Genomic DNA, 11045 nt, shown 5'->3' with positions numbered 1-11045 from the left:
GGTGGAGACGGGGGAGGCGGGCGGCGTCTGCGAGCGGGATCCGCCGGTGCCGGTGCCGCCGGAGCCCGAGCCGCTGCCGGAGCCGCCGGCGGAGCCGGAGCCCGAGCCGCTGCCCTGCGGGCTGTACTTGCCGCCCTCGATCCGGCCGCCCTCGACGATCGCCTTGTTCCGGTCGAACGGGTAGGGCGGGTAGAGCTCCTCGATCTGCTGCGGGGTGAGCTTGTTCGCCAGCAGCGCGCGGTCGATCTCGTCCTGCATGTTGGCGCGCAGGTCCCAGGCCATGGCCTTCAGCCAGGCCACCGAGTCGACGGGCGTCCACTGCTCGGGCCGGTAGTCGTCGCTGAGCTTGAGGGCGGCGTGCTCGACGGAGAGGTCCTTGCCGGACTTGCCCTTGAGGTAGGCGTTGACCCCGTCGGCGTACGCCTGGAGGTACTTCTTGGTGTCGGGGGAGAGCTTGGTGTTGTACTCGGCCTCCGCGACGCGGCGCCAGCCGAGGGTGCGCAGGAACGCGTCCGTCTCGACCTGGCCGGGGCCGAACATCTCGGAGAGGCGGCCGGAGGTCATGTGGCGGCGGACGTCCATCTCCCAGAAGCGGTCCTGGGCGTGGACGAAGCCCTGCGCGCGGAAGAGGTCGTCGTCGTTGTCCGCGTAGAGCTGCGGGATGCCGTGGGCGTCGCGCTTGACCTCGACGGCCCCGGTGAGGCCGGGCACGGAGAGGGTGCCGCTCGTCTGCGGGAACGAGGCGCGGATGGTGTCCGCGCTCCAGTACGTCCCGTACCCGAAGCCCGCGAGGAGCCCCAGGACCAGAACGAGCACGATCAGACGGGCGCGTCGTCCCTTCTTCTTGGCGGAAGGGGCGGTTTCGTTGGCGGGCATCGCTGTCCTTCGAGGGGCAGGGTGGTCCTGGGAATGCTGAGAGCAACCATAGGCGCAGGACCGGGTCCGTTGATCCGGCAGGGGTCGAGGTCCTCAGGACAGGCCCGAACAGGTGTTTCACAATGTGGGTATCGCGTAAAGGATGCGTCAAAGATTAGGTAAGGTAACGAACTACATCACCGCCGGTCGCCCGGAGGAGCGATCCGCCAGGCGCGTTGAGGGAGGGCCGCCCGCTGACCGTCCACACGCTCAATGCACTCCTGCTCGCCTGCTCGCTCGTCCTGCTCGTCGCCGTGGCGGCGGTGCGCCTCTCCTCGCGCAGCGGCCTCCCCAGCCTGCTCATCTACCTCGGCATCGGGATCGCGATGGGGCAGGACGGCATAGGCAACATCGCCTTCGACAATGCCGAGCTGACCCAGGTCATCGGGTACGCGGCACTCGTCGTGATCCTCGCCGAGGGCGGTCTCGGCACGAAGTGGACGCAGATAAGGCCGGCCCTGCCGGCTGCGGCCATGCTGTCGCTGGTCGGCGTCGCGGTGAGCGTCGGCGTGACGGCCGCGGGGGCGCACTACCTGGTCGGGCTGGAATGGCGGCAGGCCCTGCTGATCGGCGCGGTCGTCTCCTCGACCGACGCGGCGGCCGTCTTCTCGGTGCTGCGGAAGGTGCCGCTCCCGTCCCGGATCACGGGTGTGCTGGAAGCGGAGTCGGGTTTCAACGACGCGCCCGTCGTCATCCTGGTCGTCGCGCTGTCGGCGGCGGAGCCCGTCCACTCCTGGTACGTCCTGGTCTGGGAGATCGGGCTGGAGCTGGCCATCGGCGCGGCGATCGGCCTCGCCGTCGGCTTCCTCGGCGCGTACGGGCTGCGGCACGTGGCGCTGCCCGCCTCGGGCCTGTACCCGATCGCCGTCATGGCGATCGCGGTGTCCGCGTACGCGGCCGGGGCGATGGCGCACGGCTCCGGGTTCCTCGCCGTATACCTGGCTTCCGTGGTGTTGGGGAACGCGAAGCTGCCGCACTGGCCGGCCACGCGCGGGTTCGCGGACGGGCTCGGCTGGATCGCCCAGATCGGCATGTTCGTCCTGCTCGGACTGCTGGTCACGCCGCACGAGCTGGCCGGGGACTTCTGGCCGGCGGTGGTCATCGGCCTGGTGCTGACGATGGTGGCGCGGCCGCTGTCGGTGTTCGCCGGCCTGCTGCCGTTCGGGCTGCCCTGGCAGGAGAAGGCGCTGATGTCGTGGGCGGGCCTGCGCGGCGCCGTCCCCATCATCCTGGCGACGATCCCGCTGGTGACGGGCATCGAGGGCAGCGACCGCGTCTTCAACATCGTCTTCGTGCTGGTCATCGTCTACACGCTGGTCCAGGGGCCGACGCTGCCCTGGGTGGCACGGAAGCTGGACATCGCCGCCGGCGACGAGACGGCCGCCGACCTGGGCATCGAGTCCGCCCCGCTGGAGAAGCTCCGCGGGCACCTGCTGTCCTTCTCCATCCCGGCGGCCTCGCGGATGCACGGCGTCGAGGTGAGCGAGCTGCGCCTGCCGCCGGGCGCCTCGGTGACGCTGGTGGTGCGGGACTCCGAGAGCTTCGTGCCGCTGCCGTCGACGGTGCTGCGGCGCGGGGACGAGCTGCTGGTGGTGGCCACGGACCCGGTGCGGGACGCCGCGGAGGCGCGGCTGCGGGCGGTCACCCGGGGCGGCAAGCTGGCCGGATGGCTGGGGACGGGGAACGGAGCGGGCCACGGCGGCGGGCGCCGCACGGCCCACGGCCTCCGGCGCCGGCACCGCCCCGGAGGGTGATCCCCGCGGGCGGCGGCCGCCTCGTTTCGAGGGGGTCGGGGGGCCCGTACGTCTTTGAACGTCGCTCAAATTCGGCCATTTTCGATGGATTATGCAGGGCTTTGCCCTTATTCCATGGTCCACGGAGCGTGAAGTTCCGCTTAATCGCAGGCAAAGGCATGGCTTGTCAGCGGAATCACAGGGTGTGAGAGCGTAGCTGCCTGTACCATAAAGGCACACCACATCGAACCAACTCTGCCTGATGCAGAGCTGGCGCGACCGCAAAGCGGCCGTGGCTGCCCCCGCAGTGGGCGGGGCGCCCAGGTATCACTCGGTTCTGCGCAAGAGGACAGCTCTCGGGGCTCCTACGTACGGGTGCGGCCGCTCACCAGCGAAACACCTCCGCAGACCGGGAGCTCTACCAGGCAGCGGAAAGGCCAGGCCGTGACATCCGCGGTCACGACCGACACGTCCGCCCGACCCGGTTACGGACAGCTGCTGCGCACTCCCGGCGCCCTCGGCTTCGTACTCCCGGGGTTCGCCGCCCGCCTCCCCTTCGGCATGCTGACGATCAGCATCCTGCTGCTGGTCCAGCACACCACCGGCTCGTACGCGAGCGCCGGCATCGTCTCCGCCGTCACCGGCATCTCGATGGCGCTGTTCGCCCCGGTCATGGGCTCCCTGACCGACCGCCACGGCCAGAGCGCCGTGCTCGTCCCGGGCGTCCTCGCACACGCCGCAGCCGTCGCCGGGCTCGTCGCCCTCGCCCTGACGGACGCCCCGCTGTGGGCGCTGGCGGCGGCCGCCGTCCCGACCGGCGCCTCCGTGCCGCAGGTCGGCCCCATGGTGCGGGCCCGCTGGGCCGCCCGGCTGGAGGGCTCGCCGCTGCTGCCTACCGCCGCCGCGTTCGAGTCCGTCACCGACGAGTTCACCTTCGTCGTCGGCCCCGTCCTCGCCACCGCCCTGTGCACCGGCGTCCACCCGGCCGCCGGCCTGGCCACCGAGGCCGTGCTCACCCTCGCCGGCGGCCTCGTCTTCGCCGCCCGCCGCGCCTCCCAGCCCCGCGCGCACGCGCACCACGAGGGCGGCGGCGCCCGCCGCGGCTCCGCGCTGGCCCACCCCGGCCTGCGGGTCCTGATCGCGGCCTTCCTCGGCATCGGCGCCGTCTTCGGCGGCATGCAGGTGTCCCTGGCCGCCTTCTCCAACGAGATCGGCAACCCGGGCGCGAACGGCGTGCTCTACGGCGTCTTCGCCGCCGGCAACATGGTCGCGGGCATCGCCTGCGGGGCCATCGCCTGGAAGATCGGCCCGCGCCGCCGCCTGCTGCTCGGGTACGCCGGCCTGACCGCGGCCGCGTCGGTGCTGTGGACCGCGGACTCCGCGATCCTGCTCGGCGGACTCGGCCTCCTCGTCGGCCTGTGCATCGCCCCGGCCCTGATCACCGGCTACACCATGGTCGAGGCCCTGGTCCCGGCGAACGCCCGGACCGAGGCCTTCACCTGGCTCACCGGCGCCGTCGCCTTCGGCCAGGCCGTGGCCGTGATCGCGGCCGGCAACCTGACGGACTCGCACGGCTCCGCGTACGGCTTCCTGGTCCCGATGGCCGGTACCGTCCTGGCCTTCGCCACCCTCGTCGCCCTGCGGGCCAAGCTGGCCCCCAAGGCCCCGAGCCGCGTCGTCGGCGCGTCCGCGGCCCGCACCGGTACCGCCGACGGGCGTGGCGTGGGTCACCGCACGCCGGTGACGGTGGACTGATCCGGCGGAATGCGTCACCATGGAGCATCGTTAGCACTCATCGAGTCAGAGTGCCAGGAGGAAATTCGTGCCGACCTACCAGTACCAGTGCACCGAGTGCGGTGAGGGCCTTGAGGCCGTGCAGAAGTTCACCGACGAGGCACTGACCGAGTGCCCGAGCTGCCAGGGACGCCTGAAGAAGGTGTTCTCCGCGGTCGGCATCGTCTTCAAGGGATCCGGTTTCTACCGCAACGACAGCCGCGGCGCCTCGTCGAGCAGCACCCCGGCCTCCACGCCGAAGCCGGCCGCCGCCGCTCCGGCCGCGTCGTCGTCGAGCAGCAGCTCCACCTCGGCCGCCTGATCCCGTCACGTGCCTTGCGAGGCCCCGTCGCCCTTCCGGCCGGCGGGGCCTTCCGCATGCCCCGTTAGGGTGATCACATGACTGACGCAGAGATCGGTGTCATCGGCGGATCCGGCTTCTACTCCTTCCTGGAGGACGTGACCGAGGTCCGGGTGGACACCCCGTACGGTGCCCCGAGCGACTCCCTCTTCCTCGGCGAGCTGGCCGGGCGCCGGGTCGCCTTCCTGCCCCGCCACGGCCGGGGCCACAAGGTCCCGCCGCACCGCATCAACTACCGCGCCAACCTGTGGGCGCTGCGGGCGGCCGGGGTGCGCCAGGTGCTCGGCCCCTGCGCGGTCGGCGGGCTGCGCGCCGAGTACGGCCCGGGGACGCTGCTGGTCCCCGACCAGCTGGTCGACCGTACGAAGTCGCGCGCGCAGACCTTCTTCGACGGCGAACCCCTGCCGGACGGCTCCGTCCCGAACGTCGTGCACACCACCTTCGCCGACCCCTACTGCCCGGCCGGCCGGGCGGTGGCGCTGGCCTCGGCGCGCGGCCGCGGCTGGGAGCCGGTCGACGGCGGCACGATGGTCGTGGTCGAGGGGCCGCGGTTCTCCACGCGCGCCGAATCGCAGTGGCACGCGGCGATGGGCTGGTCCGTGGTGGGCATGACGGGCCACCCCGAGGCCGTCCTGGCCCGTGAGCTGGGGCTCTGCTACACGTCGATGGCACTGGTCACGGACCTGGACGCGGGCGCCGAGACCGGCGAGGGCGTCTCGCACACCGAGGTGCTGCGGGTCTTCGGCGAGAACGTCGGCCGGCTGCGCGAGGTCCTCTTCGACGCGGTGGCGGCGCTGCCGGCGACGGAGGGCCGGGACTGCCTGTGCACGCACGCGCACGACGGCTGGGACCTGGGGATCGAGCTGCCGTAAGGATCGGCGCAACGGGCCTGCGTCGCGGGGCCGACGTACCGGGGCCGCGTACGGGGCCTGTGTCGCGGGGGCTGCGCAAGTGGCGGACGGGCCGCCCGGGAGGGTGGCGGGGTTGTCCACAGCCCCGCCACCCTCCACAGGTCCGGGCGGGGCCTGCCGGGGAGGCGGATCGTGGGGGTGTCCGGACGCCGGGTCCGGACCCCGAATCCGACCTCCTGGTGGTGGCAGCCATGTCCTCCGACACCCTCGGCACCCTCCTCTCCCCCTCCCTGCCCGCGCTCTCCTCGTGCCCGCCCGCGCGGCGCGTGCCCGCCTTCGCGCCGCTGCGGGTCGGCCCGGCCCGCTACCGGCTGCGCCCGGTACTGCGCCGGCGGCGGCGCACCGCCTCCGGGGCACTGGCCCTGGCCGCGGCCGTGCTCGCGGTGGCGGGCGGCGGCCAGGCCGCCCAGGCCTCCCGCGGCGCGCCCCCGCCGGCGGCGGGGCCGCCTCCCGCGGCCGTGCGGACGGTGTCGGCGCCGGTGCGCATCGCGGACGCGGCGACCGTGCGGCTGCTGCGCCCGGGCGACCGGGTGGACGTCGTCGCGGCCGGGCGTTCGGGGCCGCCGCGGGTGGTCGCGGCGGGGGCCCGGGTGTCCCGGGTGCCCCCGCCCGCCGAGGAGGCGGGGGCGGCCGGGGACGGCGGGGCGCTGGTGGTGCTGTCCGTGCCCCGGGAGACCGCGCGGGAGCTGGTGGGGGCGGCGGCCACCGCCCGGCTGGCGGTGGCGCTGTGCTGAGGCGGCCGGCCCTGGCGAATCGGACTGGAGTGCCGTCGGTCCACCGCGGACGGGCGCCCGATTGGACACGGCCGTGCCCGACTGCCGTAGCTTTCGGAACCGTTGGCTCCATGCATGGCGGATTCGAGGAAGGGCTCAGTCGTGAGCAAGAAGAAGGAAAGCGTCCTGGCGGGCTTCAAGGCCTTCCTGATGCGGGGCAACGTGGTCGACCTGGCCGTCGCGGTGGTCATCGGCGCGGCGTTCACCAACATCGTGAACTCGGTGGTGAAGGGCATCATCAGCCCGCTGGTCGGCGCGATCGGCACCAAGAGCCTGGACGTGTACTCCTCCTGCCTGAAGGGCCCCTGCGGGGTCGACGAGAAGGGCGAGGCGATCGGCGTCAACATCCTGTGGGGCTCGGTGCTGAACGCCACCCTGACCTTCCTGATCACGGCGGCGGTCGTCTACTTCCTGATGGTGCTGCCGATGGCCAAGTACCTGGCCCGGGTGGAGGAGCGCCGCAAGGCCCGCGAGGGGGTGCAGGAGACCATCGAGGTCACCGAGCTGGAGGTGCTGAAGGAGATCCGCAACGAGCTGGTCGCCCAGCGCGCCCTGAACGGCGGCGGCTCCGGCGCCCCGGGTTCCCGCCTCTAGGCGGTCAGGCCCGTCACAGGTGGTGGGGCGGCTTCTCGTCGAGGAAGCGGGCCAGGTCGGCCGCGCTCCCGGCGGCGGGCGGCCGCTCCCCCCAGCCGCGGTCGGTGTCGTCCGAGGACTGCTGGTCCAGCGGGTCGTCGAAGACCAGCCGCGGCTTCGGCTTCTTCGGCGACGGCTCGGCCGCGGGCTCGGGGCGGCGGTCGTCGGAGGCGGGGGCGGTGCTCATGCCTCCAGGGTACGGCCGGTCCCGGGCGCCGTCCGCGCCCCCGGCGCACGCCCGCCCGGGGCACGCGGGCGCGCGTGACCGCGCGCCTCGCCTGCCGCCGCTGCCGCGGCTGGTGTCCTGGCGGCATGGCGTACGCAACCATGACCGCCCGCGACCGGGAGGAACGGCACCGGGCCGCGACGGCTCTGGAGCTGTTCTTCGACCTGTGCTTCGTCGTGGCGGTGGCACAGGCCGGCCGGCAACTGGTCCACGCCGTCGCCGAGGACCACGTCGCCCAGGGCGTGACCGGCTACCTGTTCGTCTTCTTCGGCGTCTGGTGGGCCTGGATGAACTTCACCTGGTTCGCCTCCGCCTACGACGTCGACGACGTGCCGTACCGGATCGCGACGCTCGTGCAGATCTCCGGCGTGCTCGTCTACTCGGCGGGCATCCCCCGCGCGTTCAACGACTACGACTGGACGGTCGCCGTCCTCGGCTACGTGGTGATGCGCCTGGCGCTGACCGTGCAGTGGCTGCGGGCCGCGGCCGGGGAGAGGGGGCCGGCCCGCCGCTGCGCCCTCACCTACGCCGCCGGGCTCGTCGTCTGCCAGATCGGCTGGGTGGGACTGCTCGCGGTCCCCGAACCGGCCCGCCGGTGGGCGTTCCTGGTGCTGGTGGCGGCCGAGCTGCTCGTCCCGGTGATCGCCGAGCGGACGCACCAGACGCCGTGGCACCCGCACCACATCGCCGAGCGGTACGGCCTGTTCACCATCATCGTCCTGGGCGAGACCATCGCGGCGAGCACGGTCGCCGTCCAGTCCGCGCTCGACGAGCACGAGGCACTGGACCTGCTGCTGCCCATCGCGGCGGGCGGCCTGCTGCTGGTGTTCTCGGCCTGGTGGATCTACTTCGCCGTCCCCGCGCACGACCGGTTGCGCACCAACCGCGAGGCGATCCCGTGGGGTTACGGGCACTACGTCATCTTCGCCTCGGCGGCGGCGATCGGCGCGGGCATCGAGGTGGCCGTCGAGTACGCCGTCGGCAAGGCGCACCTGTCGCAGACGGCGGCCAACCTCGCGGTGACCGTTCCGGCGGCGCTGTTCCTCGCGTTCGTGTGGCTGCTGCACGCGCGGTACTTCAAGCACGGCGCGGTCCGGCAGCTCACCCTGCCCGTGGCGGCGCTGGCCGTCCTCGCCTGCGCGTGGACGGGCGCGTACGCGGTGCTGTGGGCCGGGCTGGTCGCGGCGGCGACGGTCGCGGTCGGCGTGACCTCGGCCCGGTGGGAGCGTTCTGGTGCGTGAGGAGCGCGCGCGGCGACGGCCGCCGGGGGTGCGCCGGCGACAGGAAGAAGGCGCGATGGAAGTCCCGGTACAGCGGAACGCGGAGGCGGCCCCGGCGGTGGCGGAGTGCGGGGAGCTCGCCGACCCGGCGTTCTGGCGGCAGCCGCCGCAGGCGCGGCTCGACGCCTTCGCCCGGCTGCGGGCCCTCGGTTCTCCCGTGTACGTGCCCGAGGGCCGGGGCCGCGGGCACTGGGCGCTGCTGCGGCACGCGGAGGTGCAGGAGGCGAGCCGGCTGCCGAAGGTCTTCGCGAGCGCCCCCGGGGTCACCACGCCCGAGCCGGCGCGCTGGGTGCGGGCCCTGTTCGGGGACTCGATGGTGAACCTCGACGGCGCGGACCACGCCCGGCTGCGCAAGGTCGTCCAGCGGGCGTTCACACCGCGGCTGCTGGCGGCGGCCGAGGCGGACGTCCACGCGGTGGCCGCCCGGATCGTGGACGACGTCCTCGCGGAGCGGCCCGAGGAGTTCGTCTCGGCGGTGTCCTCCCGGCTGCCGCTGGAGGTCATCTGCAACATGATGGGCATTCCGGAGCGGTACCGGCCGGAGATCGCCGACCGGGTCAACCACGCCTCGGAGAACATCGGCGTCGAGCGGGGCCTGGCCTCCCGGCTGCGGATGCCGGGGCGGGGGCTGCGCGCGCTGGCCCGCATGCAGCGGATGGTCGCGGCGATCGGGCGGGAGCGCCGCCGCAACCCCGGGGACGACCTGATCTCCGCGCTGGTCTGCGCGAACGTCGACGGGCAGGCGCTGGGCGCGCGCCAACTGGGCGCCTTCTTCTCGCTGCTGATGGTCGCGGGGGTGGAGACGACGCGCAACGCGATCACGCACGGGCTGAGCCTGCTGACCGACCACCCGGACCAGCGGGACCTGCTGCTGGGGGACTTCGAGGCGTACGCGGACGGCGCCGTCGACGAGATGATCCGGCACTCGACGCCGATCATCCAGTTCCGCCGGACGGTCGTCGCCGAGCACGAGTTGGGCGGCCGCCTGTTCCTGCCGGGCGAGAAGGTGGTGCTGTACTACGCCTCCGCCAACCGGGACGAGGCGGTCTTCCCCGACCCGGACGCGTTCGACATCGCCCGCTCGCCCAACCCGCACCTCGGTTTCGGCGGCGGCGGACCGCACTTCTGCCTGGGCGCGCACCTGGCCCGGGTGGAGATGAAAGCCCTGTTCCGGGAGTTGCTGACCCGGCCGGTCGGGCTGCGCGCCGTGGGCCTGCCGGACCTTGCCGGGTCGAACTTCGACAACCGGGTCCGCTCGCTGCGCTTCGCCTTCGACGCCCCGGACGGCGCCTGACGCGGCCGCCGCCGCGGCCCGCCGCCGAGCCGTGCACCGCCGGCGCCGGGCCGCGCGGGCGGGGCGGCTACTGGAGGCGGCGTACCGACAGGATGCAGTGGGCGCTGCTGGTGAGGACCGCCTCGTCGCCGGCGAACGCCTTGAGGACCTCGGGGTCGACGGGGCGGCCGGGCACGGCCTCGGGCCAGGCGCGGGTGGCGAACAGGAAGTAGACCTGGCCGCTCTCGTTGGCGGCGGCGACCCACTCGTCGGGGGCGGTGCAGGTGGCGTTCAGGCCGGGCATGGTGAGGGCCACCTGGTTGTCGGCGAGCACCACCTGCACCGGGAAGGCCGCCGGGTTGTGGGTGCCGTCCTCGACGACGTCGCCGATGCGCAGGCCCATTTCCCCGAGGAGCGCGCGGGCGGCCTCCTCGCCCGCCTCGCGGCCCTGCGGCCCGTCGCCGAGCGCGTAGGCGAGGAGGTAGGGGACGTCGTGTCCTTCGGAGGGGTCGCCGATCCATGCGAGCACCGAGAGGGTGCCGAGCAGGGTCCGGTCGGTTGCCGCTTGTGTGGAAGTCATGCGCCGCACCCTAGTGGCCCTTCCGAAGGGCTCCGACGGGCTTTCACCCGGGCGGGCTATACGGCCCAGAATCCCTCTCCGGAATTCGCCTGGACGTTCGCGTCGTGGTATTCGAGCCGCACGATGCGGGCGTTCTGCGGAATTTCGAACACGACCCACCCCTCGGCCCGCTCGCCGACCGCGAGGGAATCGAATACGAGGGGTTTGCCGGTGGTGAGTTCGCCGGTCCGAACGACCGGGTGGCGCTGCCCGGAGCTGTCGTGCGCCCACATGCCGCCGAGCGCCCCGTACGAGGCCCCGCCGATGTTGGCGAACGACATCGAGGCGGCCACCCAGCGCTTCCCGGCCGGCGGGGAGTAGTTCTTGTCGGCGCTGACGGCCGGGTCGACGAAGGCGTTCAGCACGGCCTGGAGGTGCCGGCCCACCTGCCGTCCGTGCACCCGTACGGCGTCCCCGACGTGTACTTCCCTGACGGCGCCGCGGAGCTGCCCGGAGCCGCCGGCCCCGGCGCCGTCGTCGCCCGGCGCGCCGTCGTCCACCGGGGCGGCGGGCACCGCGGCGGGCGCGGACGCGGCGCGGTGCCCGCC

At 73.4% G+C, this 11045-nt stretch carries 12 protein-coding genes; 8 read left to right on the top strand and 4 right to left on the bottom strand.

The genetic code is table 11. The features are described 5' to 3' along the window. A partial coding sequence (locus EF903_RS20095; protein WP_148142545.1) for a penicillin acylase family protein occupies nucleotides 1-876 on the bottom strand: 876 nt, incomplete at its 3' end. A 233-nt stretch (nucleotides 877-1109) separates the two neighbouring features. Between EF903_RS20095 and EF903_RS20090 the strand changes: the two genes are divergently transcribed. From EF903_RS20090 to mscL, 6 genes are all read left to right on the top strand, one after another. Continuing rightward, nucleotides 1110-2669 (top strand): potassium/proton antiporter, encoded by a 1560-nt coding sequence (locus EF903_RS20090; RefSeq protein WP_260615648.1) that lies wholly within the window; start codon nucleotides 1110-1112, stop codon nucleotides 2667-2669. A 423-nt stretch (nucleotides 2670-3092) separates the two neighbouring features. After that, the gene (locus EF903_RS20085) at nucleotides 3093-4403 is read left to right on the top strand and encodes an MFS transporter (protein ID WP_125545116.1); all 1311 of its coding nucleotides are present in this window, start codon (nucleotides 3093-3095) and stop codon (nucleotides 4401-4403) included. 67 nt (nucleotides 4404-4470) lie between these two features. Continuing rightward, nucleotides 4471-4743 (top strand): FmdB family zinc ribbon protein, encoded by a 273-nt coding sequence (locus tag EF903_RS20080; RefSeq protein WP_125545114.1) that lies wholly within the window; start codon nucleotides 4471-4473, stop codon nucleotides 4741-4743. A gap of 77 nt (nucleotides 4744-4820) precedes the next feature. After that, entirely contained in the window at nucleotides 4821-5654 is an 834-nt protein-coding gene (locus EF903_RS20075; protein ID WP_125545113.1) for an S-methyl-5'-thioadenosine phosphorylase, read from the top strand. Nucleotides 5655-5884: 230 nt separating this feature from the next. Then, nucleotides 5885-6427 (top strand): hypothetical protein, encoded by a 543-nt coding sequence (locus tag EF903_RS20070; RefSeq protein WP_125545111.1) that lies wholly within the window; start codon nucleotides 5885-5887, stop codon nucleotides 6425-6427. A 141-nt stretch (nucleotides 6428-6568) separates the two neighbouring features. Beyond that, nucleotides 6569-7060 carry a large conductance mechanosensitive channel protein MscL gene (gene mscL, locus EF903_RS20065; protein ID WP_185902734.1) on the top strand — a complete coding sequence of 164 codons (492 nt, stop codon included), beginning with the start codon at nucleotides 6569-6571 and terminating at the stop codon, nucleotides 7058-7060. A 13-nt stretch (nucleotides 7061-7073) separates the two neighbouring features. On the opposite strand, the gene EF903_RS20060 is transcribed toward mscL, so the two are convergent. Then, nucleotides 7074-7286 carry a hypothetical protein gene (locus EF903_RS20060; protein WP_125545107.1) on the bottom strand — a complete coding sequence of 71 codons (213 nt, stop codon included), beginning with the start codon at nucleotides 7284-7286 and terminating at the stop codon, nucleotides 7074-7076. A 125-nt stretch (nucleotides 7287-7411) separates the two neighbouring features. Between EF903_RS20060 and EF903_RS20055 the strand changes: the two genes are divergently transcribed. Both EF903_RS20055 and EF903_RS20050 read left to right on the top strand, forming a co-directional pair. After that, nucleotides 7412-8566 (top strand): low temperature requirement protein A, encoded by a 1155-nt coding sequence (locus EF903_RS20055; RefSeq protein WP_125545105.1) that lies wholly within the window; start codon nucleotides 7412-7414, stop codon nucleotides 8564-8566. A gap of 55 nt (nucleotides 8567-8621) precedes the next feature. Beyond that, a complete protein-coding gene (locus tag EF903_RS20050) occupies nucleotides 8622-9899 on the top strand; it encodes a cytochrome P450 (RefSeq protein WP_125545103.1) in 1278 nt (425 codons plus the stop codon). A 67-nt stretch (nucleotides 9900-9966) separates the two neighbouring features. On the opposite strand, the gene EF903_RS20045 is transcribed toward EF903_RS20050, so the two are convergent. Both EF903_RS20045 and EF903_RS20040 read right to left on the bottom strand, forming a co-directional pair. Beyond that, on the bottom strand, nucleotides 9967-10458 hold the full coding sequence (locus EF903_RS20045) for a DUF5949 family protein (RefSeq protein WP_125545101.1): 492 nt from the start codon (nucleotides 10456-10458) through the stop codon (nucleotides 9967-9969). Between the two features lie 56 nt (nucleotides 10459-10514). Further along, the coding region (locus EF903_RS20040; RefSeq protein ID WP_125545099.1) for a DUF4352 domain-containing protein at nucleotides 10515-11045 on the bottom strand (531 nt) is incomplete at its 5' end.

It is taken from the genome of Streptomyces sp. WAC05292 (assembly GCF_003949955.1).
GTDB classification, from domain to species: Bacteria; Actinomycetota; Actinomycetes; order Streptomycetales; family Streptomycetaceae; genus Streptomyces; species Streptomyces globosus.
This window is presented reverse-complemented; position numbering and strand designations above follow the sequence as displayed.